Annotated in this window: 16 protein-coding genes and 1 pseudogene; 5 read left to right on the top strand and 12 right to left on the bottom strand. The window is 73.2% G+C overall.

All coding sequences use genetic code 11. From position 1 onward, the window contains the following. Positions 1 to 162: 162 nt before the first annotated feature. From OG403_RS30750 to OG403_RS30770, 5 genes are all read right to left on the bottom strand, one after another. A complete protein-coding gene (locus OG403_RS30750; protein WP_329570167.1) occupies positions 163 to 1,344 on the bottom strand; it encodes an XdhC family protein in 1,182 nt (393 codons plus the stop codon). Positions 1,345 to 1,484: 140 nt separating this feature from the next. Continuing rightward, positions 1,485 to 2,981 carry an NCS2 family permease gene (locus tag OG403_RS30755; RefSeq protein WP_329570169.1) on the bottom strand — a complete coding sequence of 499 codons (1,497 nt, stop codon included), beginning with the start codon at positions 2,979 to 2,981 and terminating at the stop codon, positions 1,485 to 1,487. Positions 2,982 to 3,251: 270 nt separating this feature from the next. Next, a complete protein-coding gene (gene pucD / locus OG403_RS30760) occupies positions 3,252 to 5,612 on the bottom strand; it encodes a xanthine dehydrogenase subunit D (protein WP_329570171.1) in 2,361 nt (786 codons plus the stop codon). Then, entirely contained in the window at positions 5,609 to 6,097 is a 489-nt protein-coding gene (locus OG403_RS30765) for a (2Fe-2S)-binding protein (protein ID WP_329570173.1), read from the bottom strand. The genes pucD and OG403_RS30765 overlap by 4 nt, the downstream gene beginning before the upstream one ends. Further along, positions 6,094 to 6,981, bottom strand: a complete 888-nt coding sequence (locus OG403_RS30770) for an FAD binding domain-containing protein (protein WP_329570175.1) — start codon at positions 6,979 to 6,981, stop codon at positions 6,094 to 6,096. Before OG403_RS30770 ends, OG403_RS30765 begins: the two co-directional genes overlap by 4 nt. Before the next feature lie 528 nt (positions 6,982 to 7,509). Here OG403_RS30770 and OG403_RS30775 point away from each other — a divergent pair. Then, positions 7,510 to 9,102, top strand: coding sequence for a PucR family transcriptional regulator (locus OG403_RS30775; RefSeq protein ID WP_329570177.1), 1,593 nt, complete (start codon positions 7,510 to 7,512; stop codon positions 9,100 to 9,102). A gap of 39 nt (positions 9,103 to 9,141) precedes the next feature. On the opposite strand, the gene OG403_RS30780 is transcribed toward OG403_RS30775, so the two are convergent. After that, a complete protein-coding gene (locus tag OG403_RS30780) occupies positions 9,142 to 10,284 on the bottom strand; it encodes an alpha/beta hydrolase (protein WP_329570179.1) in 1,143 nt (380 codons plus the stop codon). Between the two features lie 321 nt (positions 10,285 to 10,605). Here OG403_RS30780 and OG403_RS30785 point away from each other — a divergent pair, with 321 nt between their 5' ends. Continuing rightward, positions 10,606 to 11,667 (top strand): ROK family glucokinase, encoded by a 1,062-nt coding sequence (locus OG403_RS30785; RefSeq protein WP_442911097.1) that lies wholly within the window; start codon positions 10,606 to 10,608, stop codon positions 11,665 to 11,667. Positions 11,668 to 11,688: 21 nt separating this feature from the next. On the opposite strand, the gene qcrB is transcribed toward OG403_RS30785, so the two are convergent. Beyond that, on the bottom strand, positions 11,689 to 13,263 hold the full coding sequence (gene qcrB / locus OG403_RS30790) for a cytochrome bc1 complex cytochrome b subunit (RefSeq protein ID WP_329570183.1): 1,575 nt from the start codon (positions 13,261 to 13,263) through the stop codon (positions 11,689 to 11,691). 248 nt (positions 13,264 to 13,511) lie between these two features. On the opposite strand from qcrB, the gene OG403_RS30795 reads away from it, so the two are divergent. Beyond that, positions 13,512 to 14,315, top strand: a complete 804-nt coding sequence (locus tag OG403_RS30795; RefSeq protein WP_329570184.1) for an exodeoxyribonuclease III — start codon at positions 13,512 to 13,514, stop codon at positions 14,313 to 14,315. Positions 14,316 to 14,324: 9 nt separating this feature from the next. Here the strand turns inward: OG403_RS30795 and OG403_RS30800 are convergent, their stop codons facing one another. Further along, on the bottom strand, positions 14,325 to 15,023 hold the full coding sequence (locus OG403_RS30800; RefSeq protein ID WP_329570186.1) for a lysoplasmalogenase: 699 nt from the start codon (positions 15,021 to 15,023) through the stop codon (positions 14,325 to 14,327). Between the two features lie 100 nt (positions 15,024 to 15,123). Here OG403_RS30800 and OG403_RS30805 point away from each other — a divergent pair, with 100 nt between their 5' ends. After that, complete coding sequence (locus OG403_RS30805) at positions 15,124 to 16,794, top strand: DUF2398 family protein (protein ID WP_329570188.1); 1,671 nt, start codon at positions 15,124 to 15,126, stop codon at positions 16,792 to 16,794. A gap of 81 nt (positions 16,795 to 16,875) precedes the next feature. Here OG403_RS30805 and OG403_RS30810 read toward each other — a convergent pair whose 3' ends face one another. The 4 genes and pseudogenes from OG403_RS30810 to OG403_RS30825 all read right to left on the bottom strand — a co-directional run bounded on the left by OG403_RS30810 (position 16,876) and on the right by OG403_RS30825 (position 19,778). Further along, positions 16,876 to 17,121 carry a hypothetical protein gene (locus OG403_RS30810; protein ID WP_329570190.1) on the bottom strand — a complete coding sequence of 82 codons (246 nt, stop codon included), beginning with the start codon at positions 17,119 to 17,121 and terminating at the stop codon, positions 16,876 to 16,878. Positions 17,122 to 17,329: 208 nt separating this feature from the next. Beyond that, entirely contained in the window at positions 17,330 to 18,424 is a 1,095-nt protein-coding gene (locus tag OG403_RS30815; protein WP_329570192.1) for a hypothetical protein, read from the bottom strand. Between the two features lie 153 nt (positions 18,425 to 18,577). Further along, positions 18,578 to 18,799: pseudogene (locus tag OG403_RS30820) on the bottom strand (BCCT family transporter); the annotation flags it as partial. Between the two features lie 28 nt (positions 18,800 to 18,827). Continuing rightward, a complete protein-coding gene (locus OG403_RS30825) occupies positions 18,828 to 19,778 on the bottom strand; it encodes an acyl-CoA thioesterase (protein WP_329570194.1) in 951 nt (316 codons plus the stop codon). Positions 19,779 to 19,851: 73 nt separating this feature from the next. Between OG403_RS30825 and OG403_RS30830 the strand changes: the two genes are divergently transcribed. Continuing rightward, positions 19,852 to 20,799, top strand: a complete 948-nt coding sequence (locus tag OG403_RS30830; protein WP_329570196.1) for a DUF389 domain-containing protein — start codon at positions 19,852 to 19,854, stop codon at positions 20,797 to 20,799. Positions 20,800 to 20,801: the final 2 nt, after the last annotated feature.

The raw sequence follows: 20,801 nt of genomic DNA on the forward strand, positions 1-20,801 counted from the left end.
CGGCGTACCCGAACTGATCTGCGTTTCGCACCAGGCCATCATCCCCTCTCGCCGGGGCCGGACGTGCGGGATCCCGCCCGGAGTGATCATCCGGACGGGACCTTGTGAGGTCTCCCAGCGGGCGCCGGCCTTTCTGGGAACCGGCTGGGAGCTGACGGAGTGTCAGGCCACCTGACGGGCCTTCGGTGACGTGGCGTCGGCGCGCTCCAGGTCGTGGTGGATCGGGCCGGCACCGGCCGACAGCGGCAGGCAGCCGCCGCCGCGCCGGCCGGCCACGATCTCGGCGGCGACCGCGACGGCGGTCTCCTCCGGCGTGCGGGCGCCCAGGTCCAGGCCGATCGGCGAGCGCAGCCGGGCGATCTCGGCCTCGCTCAGGCCGACTTCGCGCAGCTTGGCGTTGCGCTCCAGGTGGGTCCGGCGCGAACCCATCGCGCCGACGAAGCCCACCGGCAGCCGCAACGCCCGCTCCAGCAGCGGGATGTCGAACTTGGCGTCATGGGTCAGCACGCACAGCACGGTTCGACCGTCCAGCGCGTCGAGCTGCGAGTCCAGGTAGCGGTGCGGCCAGTCGACCACCACCGCGTCGGCCTCGGGGAAGCGCCGTTCGGTGGCGAAGACCGGCCGCGCGTCGCAGACCGTGACGTGGTAGCCGAGGAACTTGCCGATCCGCACCACGGCGGCGGCGAAGTCGATCGCGCCGAAGACCAGCATCCGCGGCTTGGGCACGTAGGACTCGACGAAGAAGGTGACGGTGCTCGCCGCCGTAGGGTCGCAGGGGCGGCCGTCCAGCGCCAGGGTGACCCGGCCGGTCCGGCCGGCGTCCAGCAGCGCGCGCGCCTCGGCGACCGCCGAGCGCTCCAGCGCGCCGGTCGTGCTCGGGCCGCCGGGGGAGAGGGTGCCGTGGTGGGTGTCGGCGGTCACCGCGACGGTGGCGCCGAGCAGGGCGGCCGGTCCCTCGATCGCCCGGACCAGGGCGACCGGGGTGCCCGAGGCGAGGTAGGTGATGCCGGCGTCCAGAGCGGGGTCCGCCCCGGGGACCACCGGCTGGACGAAGACGTCCAGGATGCCGCCGCAGGTCAGGCCGACCGCGAAGGCGTCCTCGTCGCTGTAGCCGAACCGCTCCAGCACCGGCTGCCCGGAGTCGATCGCCGCCCGGCACAGCTCGTACACCGCGCCCTCCACGCAGCCGCCCGAGACGCTGCCGACGGCCTCGCCCGCCGCGTCCACGGCCAGCGCCGCACCGGGGTCGCGCGGCGCACTGCCCGAGACGCCGACCACGGTGGCCACCGCGAAGGAGCGCCCGGAGGCGTGCCAGGCCTGCAACTGCTCGGCGATGTCCTGCATGTCCGTGGCTCCTATCGGTGGTGTCGAGGGTCAGTGGTGGTTCGGCCAGCGGCGGTTCGGTCGGCGGCGGTCCGGCCGGTGGGTGCGACGGCGGCGTGGTGCGGGCGGTCGGCGCCCCCCCCCGCACCACGCCGGTCCCGCTAGTGGACTCCCAACCACTCCTTGACCGGGGTGAGCGCGAAGTAGAGGACGAAGACGGCGGTCAGGATCCACATCAGCGGACCCGGTTCGCGCCACTTCCCCTTGCCGGCCTTGATCACCGTGTAGGAGATCACACCGGAGGCGACCCCCGCTGTGATGCTGTAGGTGAACGGCATCATCGTGCAGGTCAGGAAGGCCGGAATGGCCACGTCGCGGTCCGCCCAGTCGATGTGCCGGGCCTGACTCATCATCATCGAACCGATCACGACCAGCGCTGCGGAGGCGACCTCGACCGGCACGATGCCCGCCAGCGGTGAGAAGAAGAGCATCAGCGCGAAGACCCCGCCGGTGACCGCGGAGGCCAGACCGGTCCGGGCGCCCTCACCGACGCCGGTGGCCGACTCGACGAAGACGGTCTGGCCCGAGGCGCCGAACAGGCCGCCGATCGCACCGCCGGCGCCGTCGATGAACAGCGCCTTGGACAGACCGGGCATCCGGCCCTGCTTGTCGGCCAGGCCGGCCTCGGTGCCGACCCCGATGATGGTGGCCATCGCGTCGAAGAACCCGGCCAGCACCAGGGTGAAGACCGCGACCGAGGCGCTGATCGCGCCCATGCCCTTGGAGCCGAAGGCGCCGAACAGGTCGACGTGGCCGACCAGGCCGAAGTCGGGGGCGGCGACCGGGCTGCCCGGCCAGACCGGCGGCGCGCTGCCCCAGGCCTTGGTGGGGACGTGGCCGACCGCGTTGACCACGAAGGCGAAGGCGGTGCCGACCGCGATGCCGATCAGGATGGCGCCGCGCACGTTGCGGGCCAGCAGCACGAAGATGATCAGCAGCGTGACGGCGAAGCAGATCACCGGCCAGCCGGTCAGCTCGCCCTCGGGGCCGAGCGAGACCAGGGTGGGCCCGCCGCTCTGCACGAAGCCGGCCTTGTGCAGGCCGATCAGCGAGACGAAGAGGCCGATCCCGATGGTGATCGCGTGCTTGAGCGGCAGCGGGATGCCGTTCATGATCTTCTCGCGGAGCCCGGAGACCACCAGCAGCACGATCAGCAGACCGTAGATGACGCACAGGCCGAAGGCCTGCGCCCAGGTGGTGTGCGGTACCACCAGCGCGGAGACCGCCCCGGAGACCGACAGGCCGGCGGCGACCGCCAGCGGCACGTTGCCCACCACGCCCATCAGGATCGTGGTGACGGCGGCGGCGAGCGCCGTCGCGGTGGTGAGTTGGGCGTGGTCGAGCCTGGCGCCGGTGACGTCGGCGCCGCTCAGGATGAGCGGGTTGAGCAGGACGATGTAGGCCATCGCCATGAAGGTGGTCAGTCCGCCGCGGATCTCGTTGCCGAAGGTCGAGCCTCTGGCCGAGATCTTGAAGTACGCGTCCAGGGCGTTCTTCGGGACGGGTGCCTGGGCCGGCGTGGGGGTGCCGGCCTGGGCGGGCCCGTCAACAGTGGTGAGGGCTTCAGTGGTGCCGGGCTCCGTGGGGATCCGGGTCATGTCCACTCCCAAGGTTCATAGGGGGTTGGGGTGGGCGAGCCGACCTGAGGGTCTGAGGGGAGACCGCACAGGGGGACTTGTTCGACTCACGAGGTGCACTCTGTGGTGCCTGCGGTGCGTGAGGTGGAGCGCACCGCTGCAGAGCCCCGGCGTGGGAGAGGCAGCGGGATGGTGCACGGGTGACGCGGTACTTCCGGTGGTGCTGCCCCGGGGCGGTGGGGGAAGACGTCGGCCAACGCCCCGGGGAGGCTGTGGGGGCTGGAGCTGGAGCTAGAGCGTCCCGGTGAGGTGCTCGGGGCGGACCGGGATCCGGTTCAGCGCGATGCCCGTGGCCTGCCGGATCGCGGCGACGATCGAGGGGGTGGCCGAGACCGTGGGCGCCTCGCCGACCCCGCGCAGCCCGTACGGGGCGTTGGGGTCCGGGAGTTCCAGCACGTCCACCGGGATCGGCGGGACGTCCAGGATGGTCGGGATCAGGTAGTCGGTGAAGGAGGCGTTGCGGACCTTGCCGTCCTTGACGATGATCTCCTCCATCACCGCCAGGCCCAGCGCCTGGGTGCAGCCGCCCTGGATCTGGCCGACCACCGAGAGCGGGTTGAGCGCCTTGCCGACGTCCTGGGCCGCCGTCAGCTCGACCACCTTGACCAGGCCCAGCTCGACGTCCACGTCGACCACCGCGCGGTTGGCGCAGAAGGTGTACTGGACGTGGCCGAAGCCCTGCCCGGTCTCCTTGTCGAACGCCTCGGTCGGGCGGTGGTGGTGCTCACGGGTCAGGTCGATCACCTCGTCGCCGAGCAGGTCGACCATCGAGACCAGCACACCGCCGGCCGCCGAGACCACCTTGCCGCCGACCAGGTCCAGGTCGCCCTGCTGCCAGCCGTAGCGCTTGCGGCCCTTGTCGATCAGCGCCGCCTTGACCGCCTCGGCGGCGTACTTGACCGCGCCGCCGGTCATGTAGGTCTGCCGTGAGGCGGAGGTGGAACCGGCCGAGCCGACCTCGGTGTTGGCCGGGTGGATGGTGACCTGCTCGACGCCCAGCTCGGTGCGGGCGATCTGCGCGTGCACCGTGATGCCGCCCTGGCCGACCTCGGCCATCGCGGTGTGCACCATGGCGACCGGCTCGCCGCCGATCACCTCCAGGCGCACCCGGGCGGTGGAGTAGTCGTCGAAACCCTCGGAGAAGCCGACGTTCTTGATGCCGACCGAGTAGCCGATGCCGCGCACGATGCCCTCGCCGTGCGAGGTGTTCGACAACGCGCCGGGCAGCTCGCGGATGTCCAGGTTGGCCAGGTCCAGCGGCGGCGGCAGCGGCATGTCCTTGACCCGCTGCAGCAGTTCGGCGACCGGGGCCGGCGCGTCGATCAGCTGCCCGGTGGGCATCCGGTCGCCCTGCGACATCGCGTTCAACTGGCGCAGTTCGACCGGGTCCATGCCCAACTCGGCGGCCAGCTTGTCCATCTGCGACTCGTAGCCGAAGCAGGCCTGCACCGCGCCGAAGCCGCGCATCGCGCCGCAGGACGGGTTGTTGGTGTAGAGGGCGACCGCCTCCATCCGCACGTTCGGGATGTTGTACGGGCCGTTGCCGAGCGAGGCCGCGTTGCCGACCACCGCGGGGGAGGCGGAGGCGTAGGCGCCGCCGTCCAGCACCAGGCGCACGTCGGCGTAGACCAACTTGCCGTCCCTGGTGGCGCCGTGCTCGTAGCTCATCCTCGCCGGGTGGCGGTGCACATGGCCGAAGAAGGACTCGTCGCGGGAGTAGACGATCTTGACCGGTTTGCCGGTGCGCTGGGCCAGCAGCGAGGCGTGCAGCTGCATCGACAGGTCCTCGCGACCGCCGAAGGCACCGCCGACGCCCGCCAGCGTGAGCCGGACCTTGTCCTCCGGCAGACCGAGCACCGGCGCCATCTGCTGGCGGTCCACGTGCAGCCACTGGGTGGCCACGTACAGGTCGATGCCGCCGTCCTCGGCGGGCACCGCGAGGCCGGACTCCGGGCCCAGGAAGGCCTGGTCCTGCATGCCGACCTCGTAGACGCCCTTGACCACCACCTCGGCCAGCGCCTTCACCTCGTCGGTCACACCCCGGCCGTGGACCAGCTTCTGGCTGTGGCAGATGTTGCCCGAGGCGTGCGAGCGGTACTCGTGCGGCTCGTGCACGTAGCCGTGCGTCCCGGGGTCGAGCGCCTGCTCCTCGGTGGTGATCGGGGTGAGCACCTCGTACTCGACCTTGATCTTCTTCACCGCGCGGCGGGCGGTCTCCGGGTGGTCGGCCGCGACCAGCGCGATCGCCTCACCGTGGTAGCGGACCTTGTCGATCGCCAGCGCCGGCTGGTCCTGGATCTCCAGGCCGTAGTACTTGGAGCCAGGGATGTCCTCGTGGGTCAGCACCGCGTAGACGCCCGGCGTCTTCAGCGCCTCGGAGATGTCCACGCTCAGGATGTTGGCGCGCGGGTGCGGCGAGCGCAGCGCCATGCCCCAGAGCATGTCCTCGTGCCACAGGTCCGAGGAGTAGGCGAACTCGCCCTTGACCTTCAGCGTGCCGTCCGGGCGCAGCGGCGAGCCGCCGATGCCGTGCTTGCTGCCGGTGGTGATGTCCTGCAGGTTCTTCTGGCCCTGGATGGTCCGAGCGCTCATTCCGCGGCCCCCGCCTTCTGGCACGTGCGGGCGGACGCCAGCCGCACCGCGTCCATGATCTTCTCGTAGCCGGTGCAGCGGCACAGGTTGCCGCTGAGCGCCTCGCGGATGTCGGTGTCGCTGGGCTGCGGCAGGCGGTCCAGCAGCGCGTCGGTCTGCACCAGCAGCCCCGGCGTGCAGAAGCCGCACTGCACGGCGCCGGCGTCGATGAACGCCTGCTGGACCAGGCCCAGCTCGCCGCTCTCCTCGGTCAGACCCTCGACGGTGCGCACCTCGCGGTCCTGCACCTGGCCGGCCGCGACCAGACAGGAGCAGACCGGCGTGCCGTCCAGGTAGACCGTGCAGGAGCCGCACTCACCCTGCTCGCAGGCGTTCTTGGAGCCCGGCAGGCCGACCCGCTCGCGCAGCACGTAGAGCAGGCTCTCGCCCTCCCACACGTCGTCCGCCTCGACCGGCTTCCCGTTGGCGGTGAATGTGACCCTCATGCCGCGCTCCTGATCTGCTTGCCGTAGTCGTTCCAGGTCCAGGTGAGGGTGCGGCGGGCCATCACGGCCAGCGAGTGCCGCCGGTACTCGGCGGTGCCGCGCACGTCGTCGATCGGCGAGGCCGCGGCCCGCACCAGCTCGCCGAAGCGCTGGATCACCTCGGTGCCCAGCAGCTCACCGGACTCCCACAGCCCGCGCTCAGCCAGCACGCCCTGCAGGTACTCCTCCGCCTCGACGGCGCGGCGCGGCGTGGGGGCAGCCGAGCCGATACCGGTACCGACGGTGTGGTTCTCGGGGTGCAGCGCGAAGCCGAACGCGCAGACCGCGATCACCATCGCGTTGCGGGTGCCGATCTTCGAGAACTGCTGCGGGCCGTCCGCCACCGGGATGAAGACCGAGCGGATCAGCTCGTCCCGCTCCAGGCTGTTGCGCTTCACCCCGAGGTAGAACTCGTCGATCGGGATCAGCCGGGTGCCGCGCACCGAGCAGGCCTCCACGAACACGTCGCGGCCGGCCGCCAGCAGCGCCGGATGGGCGTCACCGGCGGGCGAGGCGCCGCCCAGGTTCCCGCCGACCCCGCCCCGGTTGCGGATCTGCGGTGAGCCGACCGTGTGCGCCGCACGCGCCAGCCCCGGCAGGGGCTCGGACAGCTCGTCGATGATCCGGGCGTACGGGACCGCGGCCCCGAGTCTCACCACACCGTCGGTGATCGACCACTCGGTCAGCTCGGTGATGCGGTTCAGGTCGAGCAGTGCGGATGGCCGGTGGACGTCGAAGTTCATCTCGACCATCACATCCGTGCCACCCGAGATCGGTAGCGCGGTCGGGTGCTCAGCCTTCGCCGCGAGAGCCTCGTCCCAGGTAGCGGGCCGCAGGAACTCCATGCGGGTGTCTCCTCAAGTCGTCGCCGATCGAACCGATGGGCACTGTGCCCGGAATCCACGAACGCATCGCCCGGTTGGGGGCGCCGGCACGGGATTCTCCGACCTCCGGTGCTCGGACTCGTTGCCGCAGCGTTGCCGGGGTGTCGAGTCCTGGTCACCGGGGCGTGTCCGGCGGCGTGTCAGCCAGTGAACCGCCGTGACGGGGCCCACTGGCAGTCACCGATGGCATGAAGCCCGCGTGTCGAGGCCGCCCGGCATCCTGTACGTTCCTCTAAGGACGATGAAACCGCTGCTGAGCGGTCCACCAGCGGCCGCTTACGACCGTGATCCGGCCGTGACGACGAAGCGACGGGCCCGTGACCGGGACGGGCGCTGATACGGAACACCGAAGGCCCGGGAGTCGGGCACACTGTCACCTCCGACCTGCGCGGATCCGCCCCCGGACGGTTCCCTGCCCGCCCGTTTCGGTTCCGGCTCCCGGTTCTGGCTCTGGGTCCTGACTTTCGGTTCTGACGAAGGAGTCCGCGGATGCGTGTCCGTGACCTGCTCGCCCCCGGTGCCCCGCGGCTTCGGCTGCTCGCGGCCGAGGACGAGCTCGACCGACAGGTCAGCGGTGTGATGACCACGGACCTGTACGATCCGGGCCGCTACCTGCACGGCGGCGAGCTGGTGCTCACCGGCATGCTCTGGCGCACCGGACCGGAGGATTCCGAGCGCTTCGTGCGCACCCTGGCGGCCGGCGGCGCGGTCGCGCTGGCGGCCGGCGAGGCCGAGGTCGGCCCGATCCCCGAGGACCTGATCGAGGCCTGCCGCCGGCACCGGATGCCACTGCTCGCGGTGCCCGACGACATCGCCTTCTCGACCCTGACCGAGTTCATCGGCCGCCAGGTCTCCGCCGACCGGGCGGCGGACCTCGCCGCGCTGGTCGACCGGCACCGGCTGCTGGTCTCGGCGGCCGGCGGCGGCGGGCTGGACGCGGTGCTCGACCTGCTCGGCGGCGACCTCGACCTGGACTGCTGGGTGCTCACCCCCACCGGGCGGGTGGTCGCCGGGCCCGCCGAGCACCTGAGCGCCGAGGACCGCGACCAGCTGGTCCGGGCCCACCTGGCCGCCCAACGCCAGCGCCGCCGCCCCCCGCACCGGGCGCGCCTGGTCTCCGGCTCCTACTCGCTGCTGCCCGCGGCCGCGGACCCGGGCGAGGAGGCGCCGCTGGCCGACTGGGTGCTCGCCATCGCCGGTGACGTCACCGAGTGGACCACCAAGCGCCAGCAGCTCGCCGAGAACCTGGCCAGGCTGGTCGCCGCCGAGCGCAACCGGCGCGACGAGGGCCGCCGGCTGCGGCGCCGGCTGGCCGACGAGGTGCTGACGCTGCTGCGGCGCGACGCCGACCCGGCCGAGATCAGCCGCGCCCTCTACGCCTCCACGGCGATGGCGGTCCGCTACGAGGGCGCGGCACCCGACTCGCAGTCGCCGCAGGGCTCCTGGCTGGTGGTCAGCGCCGAGGGAACGGGCCTGCCCGACGGGGTGGTGCGGTCGATCCTGGAGGAAGCTCTCACCGACGCCTCGGAGCGCGCGCTGGTGGCCGGCACCGGCGCCGGGGCGGTGGTCGTGCTGCCCGCGCCGGCCGCCGCCGTGCCCGCCGACGCGCTGCGCGAGCTGCTCGCGCCGCTGGAGGCGGGCCTGGGCTCGGAGGGGCGGATCACCGTCGGCGTCTCGGCGCCCGCGCTGGAGGCGGGCGGTCTGCGCGGCGCCCTGGAGGAGGCCCGGCACGCCCGCCGGATCGCCGCCGCCCGGGTCGGCCGGGTCTGCGTGGCCGGCCCCGAGGAGCTGGCCTCGCACGTGCTGCTGCTCGCCGCGGTCCCCGACGAGGTGCGCCGGGCCTTCCGCGGTCGGCTGCTCGACAAGGTGATCGGCTACGACATCGAGCACCAGGCCGACCTGGTCCGCACCCTGGAGGCCTTCCTGCGCTCCGACGGCTCCTGGACCCGCTGCGCCGCCCAGTTGCACGTGCACGTGAACACGCTGCGCTACCGGATCGGGCGGATCGAGGAGCTGACCGGCCGTGACCTGTCCCGGCTGGAGGACCGGGTGGACTTCTACCTGGCCCTGGAGCTGGCCTGACGCCCGGTCAGACCAGCTCCAAGGCACGGGTCGGCAGCGTCAGGCGGCGGGCTTGGGCGCCGGGATGATCGTGCTCAGCCACTTGAAGACGTCGGGCACCATCGGCCGCCAGAGCGAGGGGGAGTGCGACCCGGTGGTCAGCACCACCTGCACCGTGGTCGGGGACTTGGCGGCCGCGGCCAGCGCCTGGCCGTCCTCGTAGCCGTCGCCCTTGTCACCGCTCTGGTAGAGCGCGAGCTTCGGCGCGCTGGGCTCGTGCTTCAGGATGTAGAGCGGGTTGGAGGTCTCCTTCAGGGGGCCCTTCGCGGTGAGCGAGGAGGACAGCGCACCGGGGTCGTTGTAGCCCGAAAGGCTGATCGCGGCACGGTAGCGATCGGGGTGCAGCAGCGCCATCCGGTCCGCGCAGTGCGCCCCGGCCGAGTAGCCGGCCGCCGCCCAGCTGTTCGACGAGGGGTCGGCCCGGAAGTTGTCCAGGATCATCTGCGGCACGTCGGTGGAGAGCCAGGTGTCGGCGTTGACCTTGCCCGGCACGTTGGCGCAGCCGGTGTCGACCGTGGTGCTGATCAGCTGGGTCCGCGGCGAGACCAGGATGAACGGCGTGACCTGGCCCGACTCCATCAGCGGCTTGAGCTGCTCGGAGACCTTCAGCGAACCGAACCAGGTCTTCGAGGAGCCCGGGAAGCCGGGGAACAGCTCGACCACCGGGAACTTGGTGTTCTTGTACGCCGGGTCGTTGTACTGCGGCGGCAGCCAGACGTTGACCTCGCCGTCCACCCCGGAGACCTGCCCCTTGAGGTCGGTGGTCTGCACGTCGCTCGGCACCAGCGGGTCGTTCACGCTCTTGAACTGCTGCAGCGCCTTCGCACTGGCCGGCTTGCTGTCGTTGCCCGGCTGCCCGGCCACCCCGCCGTCGGCCGAGGCCGGGATGTTCGGCACCGACTGCACGTGGCTGTCGGAACCCAGCAGGTCGCCCCAGCTGCCGTAGATCAGGTTGGCGTTGTTCACCATCACGAAGACCATGACCACGGCTGTCGCCTGGCAGAAGAGCAGCATGATCAGCCGCACCAGGGCCCGCAGCGGCTTCGGCCCCCGGACCCGGCCCCAGAGCAGCATGGCGACCGCGATGGAGACCGGGACCAGGATGATCGTGAGAATCAGGAACGGCTGACCTGTCAGTTGCATGAATGTGTCTCGTATCCGGTTTGCTGGCTTGCCCGGACCCCGCTTGCCCGGTGCGTAACGACAATGAAGAACGACGGCATGAACACGTTCCCGGGTTCCGCCGATGCTCAGGGAAACCTGAGAGGAAGATCACCCGCAGCTGGGAGCTTGCTGAGTGTCCGCACCCTAGTGTGTCACCTGCTCGGGGGTGCCCCCGAGCACCTGCCGGAACGATCAGTGCGGCGTATCGTTCCCGTCGTGACCCAGCCCAACAGCCGCACCGGCCAACCCGTCCTGCCCGCACTCCTGGGCCTCGGCCAGCGGGGCCTCGGTCAGCGCGGCCTGGCCCCGCGCGGGGTCGACCGGTACGGCGCGGACCGGCGCCGGCGCACCCTGCCGGCCGGCGTGCTGCGGCTGCCGACGATCGGGATCGACATCGGCGGTACCAAGGTGGTCGCCGGCGTGGTGAACGGCGAGGGCCGGATCGTCGAGCAGCTGCGCACCGAGACCCCGCACAAGAGCAAGAGCCCCAAGGTGGTCGAGGACGTCATCGTCGAGCTGGTGCTGGAACTGGCCGACCGGCACGACGTGCACGCGGTGGGCATCGGCGCGGCCGGCTGGGTGGACGCCGACCGCTCCCGGGTGCTCTTCGCCCCGCACCTGAACTGGCGCGACGAGCCGCTGCGCGAGGCGCTGAGCGACCGGCTGAAGTTCCCGGTGGTGGTCGAGAACGACGCCAACGCCGCCGCCTGGGCCGAGTGGCGGTTCGGCGCGGGGCGGGGCGAGGACCTGCTGGTGATGATCACCCTGGGGACCGGGATCGGCGGCGCGGTGGTGCGCCACGGCTATGTGGACCGCGGCCGCTACGGGCTGGCCGGTGAGTTCGGCCACATGCAGGTGGTCCCCGGCGGGCACCGCTGCCCGTGCGGCAACCGCGGCTGCTGGGAGCAGTACTCCTCCGGCAACGCGCTGGTCCGCGAGGCGCGCGAGCTGGCCGTCGCCGAGTCGCCGGTGGCCCAGCCGCTGCTGGCCCGGGCCGGCGGCGAGGTGGCGGCGATCACCGGGCCGCTGGTCACCGAGGCCGCGCAGGCCGGCGACCCGATGGCGACCGAGCTGCTGCACGACATCGGCACCTGGCTGGGCGTGGGCCTGGCCAACCTGGCCGCCGCGCTCGACCCCGGGCGCTTCGTGGTCGGCGGCGGCGTCTCGGCAGCCGGCGACCTGCTGCTCGCCCCGGCGCAGGACGCCTTCCGGCGCACCCTCACCGGGCGCGGCTTCCGTCCCGAGGCGCAGATCGTGCCGGCCGCCCTGGGCAACGAGGCGGGCCTGATCGGCGCCGCCGACCTGGCCCGCGCGGTGGCCCGGCGCTTTCGCACCGTCAAGCGCAGCCGCGTCGAGCGCTGACGGCAGAGCCGCTCGCGCCCCTCAGACCTGCTCGCGCTCCTGCTCCGGGTCCGGCGCGGGCTGCGGCAGCTCGACCCGGTCGCGGTAGAACCAGCGGCTCAGCGCCGCCCGCAGCCGCTGCGCCCGTGAGCCGTTCGCGGCGGTGAGCGGTTGCGGACGGTCGTAGCGCGTCAGCACGTAGCGCCGCACCACCGGCAGCGGCTCCCGCTCACCCTGGTAGCCGCCCTCGACCGACTGGCGGACCCAGCCGGTGGGCGTCGAGCCGGCGGTGAAGCGGTCGCGGTCCCGCGCCTGCAGCGCCAGGCAGATCCGGCGGGTGAGCCAGAAGGCCAGCGCCGGGGCGACGAAGAGGGCCACCCGCAGGGTCCAGTCCAGCTGGTTCACCGAGAGGCCGAAGACCAGCGCCAGCACGTCCTGCCCGCCCGCCATCAGCAGCACCGCGTAGGCCGTCACCCCCGCCACGCCGATCGCGGTGCGCACCGGGCGGTCGCGCGGCCGGTCGCACAGGTGCCGCTCGGAGTGGTCGCCGGTGATCCACTGCTCCAGGAACGGGTAGGCGTAGAGCGCGGCGAACAGCACCATCGGGAAGAGCACCGCCGGGACCAGCGGGTTCCAGGCGATGGTGTGGCCCCACAGCCGGGTCTCGGTGCCCGGCATCAGCCGCAGGGCGCCTTCGAGGAAGCCCATGTACCAGTCCGGCTGGGCGTCGGTGGAGGCCTGGTCCGCCCGGTAGGGGCCGTACTTCCAGATCGGGTTGATCTGGGCGAGGCCCGCCAGCAGCGCGATCAGGCCGAAGACCATCCCCGCCAGGCCCGCCGTCTTGGTGATGAAGTGCGGGAACTGCGGCCGGCCGACCACGTTGCGCTGGGTGCGCCCGGGCCCGGCCCACTGGGTGTGCTTCAGGTAGTAGACCAGGATCAGATGGGCCGTCACCAGGCCCACCAGCAGGCCGGGCAGCAGCAGGATGTGGGTGGCGTACAGGCGCGGGATGATCGCGGTGCCCGGCCACTGGCCGTCGAAGGCGAAGAAGCTGAGGTAGCTGCCGACCAGCGGGACCGACAGCATGAACCCCTGGGCGGTGCGCAGCCCGGTGCCGGAGAGCAGGTCGTCGGGCAGCGAGTAGCCGGCGAAGCCCTCCACCAGGGCCAGTTGGAAGAGGGTCAGGCCGATCAGCCAGTTCACCTCGCGCGGGCGGCGGAAGGCGCCGGTGAAGAAGATCCGCAGCAGGTGCACGCCGATCGAGGAGACGAAGACCAGCGCCGCCCAGTGGTGGATCTGCCGGACCAGCAGTCCGCCGCGCACGTCGAAGCTGATCGCCAGCGTGCTGGCGTAGGCCTCGGTCATGGTCTGGCCCACCAGCGGCGCGTACGAGCCCGCGTAGACCACCTCGCTCATCGCCGGGTCGAAGAAGAAGGCCAGGTAGACGCCGGTGAGCAGGAGCAGGGTGAAGCTGTACAGGGCCAGCTCGCCGAGCAGGAAGGACCAGTGGTCGGGGAAGACCTTGCGTACCTGCCCCTTGGCGGCGTCCAGGAACGGCAGCCGGCCGTCCAGGGCGACCGCGGCCCGCTCCATCGCCGCTGCCCGCGAACGCCGCATCCGACCCGTCCCTCTCGTCCGCCGCCACTGTCGCCCCCGCACCGTCGCCCCCGTGCGGAACAGCCTTATCGCGGGCGCGCCGGGCCCGGCGCCGTACGGCCGCGCGCGGCGCCGGGGTTCACCCCCTCGCGCTAATCGGCCTCGTCGCCCGTCAGGCCGGCGCGGCCCGGAACCGTCAGTGGTGAGCGGTATCTTCGGGACGGGTGCCAGGGCCGGCATCCGTCCCCGTACCGCTGGAAGGCCTGGTCGTGACCGTCCGCATCGCCACCTGGAACATCAACTCCGTCACCGCGCGGCTGCCCAAGCTGCTGGAGTGGCTGGAGAGCGCCCAGCCCGACGTGCTCTGCCTTCAGGAGCTCAAGTGCGCCTCGGACGCCTTCCCGTACGAGGAGGTCCGCGCGCTCGGCTACGAGACCGAGGCCTACGGCACCGGCCGGTGGAACGGGGTGGCGATCCTCTCCCGGCTCGGCTTCGCCGACGTGGTGCGCGACCTGCCGGACCAGCCCGGCTACCTGGCCGACGACGCGATGCTGCCCGTCGTCGAGCCGCGCGCCATCGCCGCCACCTGCGGCCCGGTGCGGGTCTGGTCGGTCTACGTGCCCAACGGCCGCGAGGTCGGGCACGCCCACTTCCGCTACAAGCTCGACTGGCTGGCGGCGCTGCGCACCTCCGTGCTGGAGGACGCGGCCGGTGCGCGCCCGTTCGCCGTGCTCGGCGACTTCAACGTCGCGCCGACGGACGAGGACGTCTACGACGTGGCCGACTTCGTGGGCGCCACCCACGTCACCGAGGAGGAGCGGGCCGCGCTGGCCGCGCTGCGCTCGGCCGGCCTGGCGGACGTGCTGCCCCGCCCGCTCAAGTACGACCGCCCCTACACCTACTGGGACTACCGCCAGCTGGCCTTCCCGAAGAACCGCGGCATGCGGATCGACCTCGTCTACGGCAACGCGGCCTTCGAGAAGGCGGTCACCGACAGCTACGTGGACCGCGAGGCGCGCAAGGGCAAGGGCACCTCGGACCACGCGCCGGTGGTGGTGGACCTGGCGCTCTGAAGCGGCCCGCTACTCGCCCGCCGCCGCGTTCAGCGCGGCGGTGGCGAGCAGGTACTGGGCCAGCAGATAGGTCGACATGATCCAGAACTCGTGGCCCGGCAGCTGCTTCCAGCCGGCCAGCCGGGTCGCGATCAGCGTGTCGGAGAGCAGGAAGAGCGCACCGCCGAGTCCGCCGCGCCGGCCCAGTCCCGCCGAGGTCACGGCGGTGGTGGCGAGCAGCAGGCTGTAGCCGGCCACCGGCCCCTTCAACTCACCGAGTCCGGGCCAGAGCTGATGGATCATCACCGCCCAGGCCAGCGCGTACCCGGCCGCCACCAGCGCGGTGCGCCGACGGTCGGTCAGCGCGCCCTGCTTGGCGAACATCGTCACGTAGCAGATGTGGGCCGCCGCGAAGGAGCCCATGCCGGCCAGGAAGGCCCGCTCGTCGTCCACCTGGAGCAGCGCGTCGCCGGCCGCACTGGTGAGCAGCGCCGGGGTGAGCAGGCGCAGCGCGGGGCGCTCGGTGGCGGTGCTCGTGGCGCCCGCGATCCGGCCGGCGCTCGCGGCGCTGCGTACGTGCCCGGCCAGCAGCGGCATCAGGGCGGGTTTGGTGACCTGCTCGATCACCTTCGAGTCCGTCAGCAGCGAGCCCAGGTGCGTGGCGGCGGTTGCCGTGAAGGCGGTCAGCAGGCCGCGGGCCCGACGGGCGGTGGTGATCGTGTTCAGCATGTCCGGCACGATAGGCGACGGGGACGGGGGACCGGAAGGCCAGCCCCTTTTCCTCCTTTAGGCTGTCCCCGACACGGTGGGCAGCACGGCGGAGGGGTGCGTGAACGGGGGCGGAGCGCTGGGCGGCAAGCTGGCCGCGGTCGCCCTGGCCGCGGACGGCGAGGTGACGCTGACGCTGACCTCCTGGGACCCGTCGGCGGTGGTCCCGCCCGCGGAGCCCGCCACTGCTGACGGCACGACGGACGACACCGGGGCGGTCACCGCGCGCACCGTCGACCGGCTGCGCGAGCTCGCCGGCCGGTTCGCCGCGGCCACCGCGGACGAGGCGCACGACCTCTTCGCCGATGCCTTCGGCCTCTACGGCGCGCGGCACTTCGGCATCGCCCCCGAGCCGCACCGGGCCGACCTCGGCGAGGTCAGCTGGTGGCACGGGCCGACGGTCGGTCAGCGCTCGCTGCCCGGCGCGCGCCGCGCCCGGCGCGCCGCCCGCGCCGTCCGGGGCGCCGCCGCCTCCGCCGTCGCCGGGCGGCACCGCAAGCCGGAGCCGGCCGCCGCGACCGGTCCCGCCGCGCTCGCCGCCGAACGGCGCGCCGCCGCCCGGATGCTGCTCGCGCACCCGCTGGTCACCGCCACCGGCCCGCACGCGCAGGCCTTCCCGTTGATCTGCCGTCACGCCGACTGGCTCACCGGCCGGTTCGCCGAACTGCTCGGCTACCCGCTCACCGTCACCGGCACCTTCGCCCGGCTGACCAAGGCCGCGCTCGGCCCGACCGCGCCGCGCCGCCTCAGCGTGGCCGGCACCCCGTGCACCCCGGGGCAGTACGCGGCCCTGGCCGGGGCCCTGGCCACGCTGCTCACCGGGCCGATCCGCCGGCCCGGCACCGAACTGGCGGCCGAACTCACGGCCGAACTCACGGTGCGGCCGGCGGCCGAACCCGCTGACGAGGCCGAGTCGGCGGCGTCGGGGGAGCGGGCCGATGACACGGTCAGCGCGGTGCTCGAGGTACTGACGCGCTGGCAGGTGCTCACCGAGGAGGCCCCCGCCGGGGTGTTCGTGGTGGACCGGGAACTGCTCGGGGCCGTGCTGGCCGGTTGCTGCCCGGCCCGGCCGCAGGATCCACCGCCGCCGCGCACCACGATTCCGGTGGCGGTGCGGCGCCGGCTGGTCGAGACCCCGGTGGTGCTCTTCGAGGAGCTCACCGGGCTGGAGCGGGAGTGGCTCTGGGAGTCCCGCGCGCGGGAGGCGGGAGTGTTCGCGGACTTCCTCGGGCTCACCACCGAGATCCGCCGCGAGGGCATCGCGCTGCTCGACCCGGCCGGCGAGCTGACCGACCTGCGGCTGCCCGGCCCCGGCCCGCTCGCGCACGCGGCGCTGCTGCTGGTCGAACGGCTGGTCGACGAGCTCCGTCCGCTGCCCGCCGAGGAACCCGGCACGCGGGCCCAGCAGCCCACACCGCCCAGCGGCGTGCCGATCGCCGAGGCGCTGATAGACGGCATCCTCGGCGATCTGGCCGACCAGTACGACACCGACGACCGGGTCAGGGAACAGCACGTCGCCCACTGGCGCCGCGCCCACCTGGCCGACCGGGCCGCGTTCCGGCGCGAGGTGCTCGCCCTGCTGCACGCGATGCGGTTGATCGCCCCGAGCACGCCGGACGGCGGCTGCGGGACGGCCAGGGGCGGTTGGCGCCTGCTCGCCCCGGCGGCCCGCTACGCGGCGCCGCTCGAGCTGGGGGAGACCGGCGGCACCGGTCGGCACTCGCGGCGCTGACCGGGCGGGCGGCGGGGGGAAACGGCACTGACGGTCCGTCGGTCGACGAACCGTCAGGTCGGTGGAGGCCGGAGCGTCAGGTCAGTGGAGGCCGGCTTCCGCCGTGACACTGGTCCGGTGCTGGACGGTCTCCACCGTGGCGCCCACGCCGAGGCTGCCGAGCGCCACCGAGGCGGCCACGGCGGCACAGGCCAGGTAGCGGCGGTGTCGCTTGGGCAGCGGGAAGCGCGGCGCCTCCGCGGCGGGGTCCGCGAGGTCGAGCGTGCCCGGGGTTTCCGGGGTGAGGGGCTCCACCGGGCGGCGGAGCGGCGGGAGCGATTCGTCCATGATGGTCAGCATTCCAGTCAGGTGTTAAACGATGACTACACAGGGGTGAACTCCGTACCCGCGGGACACGGCGATTCGGAACGGCCCACGGGGGTCGCGACCTGGGCCGATCCGCTGCCCAGGTGCCTGGCCGAGGGTCCACCCGGGACCTAGCGTCCGGCTTGAGCGAGGCTTTGGCGCCCCTCAAGCGCTCGCCGTGGATCCGGGCTCAAGCGGTGCGCCGCCGCAGCATGGTGGGCACGGCGGCGGCCAGCAACTGCTGCGCCATGCCGTAGAAGAAGATCGGCAGCAGCACCGCCGGGTGGCCGCCGAACTGGCTGCCGGCCAGGGCCGCGGCCGCGCTGGTGTTGTTCATCCCGGTGGCCAGGGTCAGCGCCGCCGCTTCGCCGGGGCGGGGGTGCGCGCGCCGGGCCGCGAACCAGGCGCACCAGCCGACCGCGAAGGGTGCCGCGCAGACCGCCGCGCCGGCCACCAGCGCCAGCGTGACCAGGGCCGGGTCGGGCTTCACCGCGATCTCACCGAAGACACCGGCGGCGTTCAGCGCGGTCAGACCGAGCGCGTTCAGCAGGCCCAGCAGCCGCACCCAGGGCAACGCCCGGGCCCTGGGCCGCCCGCCGCGCGGCCGGCCGGTGATCCGACGGGCCGTCAGCCCGGCCAGACACGGCGCGGCCACCCACAGCAGCATGAACCGGCAGGTGCCGTCGGCGAGCGCGAGGCTGTTGAGCACCGCGCGCGGACCCGGCGTCTCCGGCTCCTCGGCCAGGGCCAGGCCGAGCGGCACGGTGAGCGGGCTGAGCAGCGTGGTGGCCAGCACCAGGCCCAGGCTCAGCGAGGCGTCGGCCGCCGCCTTGGCGCCCCAGGTCTGGGCGGCACCGGCCACCGGCATGGTGGCGGTCAGCGAGAGCCCGACCACCAGCCAGAGGGCCTGGTGCTGCTCCGGCCACCAGTCGGCGGCCCGCTCGGCGCCGAGCAGCACCACCATCCGCAGTACCAGCGCCACGCCGAGCCCGGCCATCAGCAGTCCGGGCCGCAGCAGCGCGCGGGCCAGGTCGGCCAGTCGCACCTCGAAGCCGCCGATGAACATCGCGGTCACCAGCATCAGCATCGGCGGTGTGATGCCCGGCAGCGGATGGCAGTGCCGCAGCAGCGCGACCGGGCCGTGCAGCACGCAGCCGGCCACGCAGGCCAGCACGGTGACCGGGGCGAGCCTGGCCCGCACGGCGCGGTCGGTGGCGGCTCCGCGCCGCCCGTAGGGGAGCAGCAGGGGGCGCGGGGCGGTGACGTCGACCGGCGGGACGGACATGGCTGAGGGGCCTTCGGCTGGACAGAAAAGCGTCTGCCAGCATGCCACGGATCTGACGTTGCGTGATATCTGAATGACGCTGCGTCATGGTCTGCGAGGCGCTGCCGTCCAGCGCTGCCAACGGAATCGGTGGCCGGGCGGGGCGCCGCCCTTTCACCCGGACGGTGGAGTCTCGCCGTTCGCCGCCACCGGCGCCGGTGCGCCGCCCGACGGGGGTGCCGCGTCGCCGACCGCCACCCGCACCGCCTCCCGCAGCCCGTGCGCGGAGTGGAAGCGCGGCGGCCCGGCGGCCGGGTCGGTCCGCAGCTCCTTGACCAGCGCCACGCAGAGTCCGAGCATCACCACCACGAACGGCAGCGCGACCAGGATGGTGGCGAAAGCCACCCCCGGGCCCGACGCGCCGTCAGGCGGACGGGTGCCGGGACGGGCGCCGCTCGCGCAGCAGGGTCTCCTGCACCGCCGAGGCGACCAGCTGTCCGTCCCGGCTGTAGAACTCGCCGAGCGACAGCCCCCGCCCGTCCGAGACCGACGGGCTGCGCTGGGCGAACAGCAGCCACTCGTCCGCCCGGAACGGCCGGTGGAACCACATCGCGTGGTCCAGCGAGGCCATGGTGAGCAGCGGCGGTTCGCTGCGCTGGAACCGGTGCGGCTGCAGGTGCAGCGCGCTGGTGGCGGCCAGCGTCAGGTCGGAGAGGTAGGTCAGGGCGCAGACGTGCAGCAGGCCGTCGTCGGGCAGCGGCGAGCCGGTGCGCAGCCAGACGAACTGCTGCGGCACTCCCTCGACCTCGGGCGGCAGGCCGGGGGCGTCCGGCGGGATGAAGCGGATGTCCAGCGAGTGGAAGCCGGCCGCCCGGTCGAAGTCCTCCGGTGCGGCCCGGGCCCACTCCGGCAGCGGGTCGGGCAGGTCCTCCGGGGCCGGCACCGGCGGCATGGTGCGCTGGCGCTCGCCCGACTCCTCGGCCCGCTTGACCGAGGCCGACAGGGTGAAGATCGCCTCACCGCGCTGAACCGCCGTCACCCGCCGGGTGGCGTAGGAGAGTCCGTCCCGGATCCGCTCCACCTGGTAGATGATCGGTCTGGTCGGGTCGCCGGGCCGCAGGAAGTAGCCGTGCAGCGAGTGCACCGCGCGGCCGGCGGGCAGCGTGCGGCCGCTCGCGATCAGCGCCTGGGCCGCCACCTGGCCGCCGAAGGCCCGCAGCGGGGCGCCGGCGTGGCACCGGCCCCGGTACAGGTTCTCGTCGAGCTCCTCGACCCGCAGCAGGTCGAGGAAGGAGCGGACCCCGGCGTCGGCCGGCTGCTCGCCGGCCTGCTCCGGCTGGTCCGTCCGGTGGTCCCGTGTCGGTGCGTCTGCCATCCGCTCATGGTGGCAGAACGCGCCCCGGGGCACTGTGAACGGGGTTACCCGCCGTACCTCCCGAGAGGTCCCCGTGCTGCACCTGCGCCTGATCGTCCCCACCGGCCTGCGCCGCGCCGTGCTCGACGTACTGGACGACAGCGTCGGCGTCACCCACGTCGCCCGGCTGCCCGACGCGGCGCTGCGGCCGCCCGGCGACCTGGTCCTGTGCGACGTGGCCCGGGAGGCGGCCGACGAGCTGCTCGGCCGGCTGCGCGCCACCGGGCTGGCCGAGCACGGCGCGATCGACGTGGCGCCGCTGGAGCTGACCATCTCGGCGGCGGCCCGGCAGGCCGAGCTGGCGGCCCCGGGGGAGAGCTCGGACGCGGTGGTCTGGGAGTCGGTCACCGAGATCACCAACGAGGAGTCCGCCCTCTCCTACACCTACCTCGCCTTCATCGTCACCGCGACCATGCTCGCCGCCTGCGGGGTGGTGCTGGACAGCTCGGTGCTGGTGGTCGGGGCGATGGTGGTGGGGCCCGAGTTCGGCCCGCTGGCCGGCCTGTGCGTGGCGATCGTCCAGCGCCGCGGCCGGCCCGCGCTGCGGTCGCTGGACGCGCTGATCGGCGGCTTCGTGCTGGCGATCGCGCTGACCATCCTGTTCGCGCTGATGATGGACGGCCTGGGCCTGTTCACCGAGGCGGAGTTCGCCGCCCAGCGGCCGAACACCGCCTTCATCTGGCAGCCGGACGCGCTCTCCTTCGTGGTGGCGTTCCTGGCGGGCATCGCCGGGCTGCTCTCACTCACCTCCGCCAAGTTCGGCGCGCTGGTGGGGGTGGCGATCTCGGTGACCACGGTGCCGGCGGCGGCCAACGCGGCGGTGGCGCTGGCCTACGGCAGGTTCGCGCAGGCCCGCGGGTCGAGCCTGCAGCTGCTGATCAACCTGCTGGGCATCGTGCTCGCCGGGGTGCTGACGCTGCTGGTGCAGCGGGCGGCGTGGCGGCCGGCGCGCCGCCGCCGCGCCGCCGCGCGGGCCGACTGACC

Origin of the sequence: Kitasatospora sp. NBC_01266 (genome assembly GCF_036242395.1) — a bacterium.
Lineage (GTDB): Bacteria > Actinomycetota > Actinomycetes > Streptomycetales > Streptomycetaceae > Kitasatospora.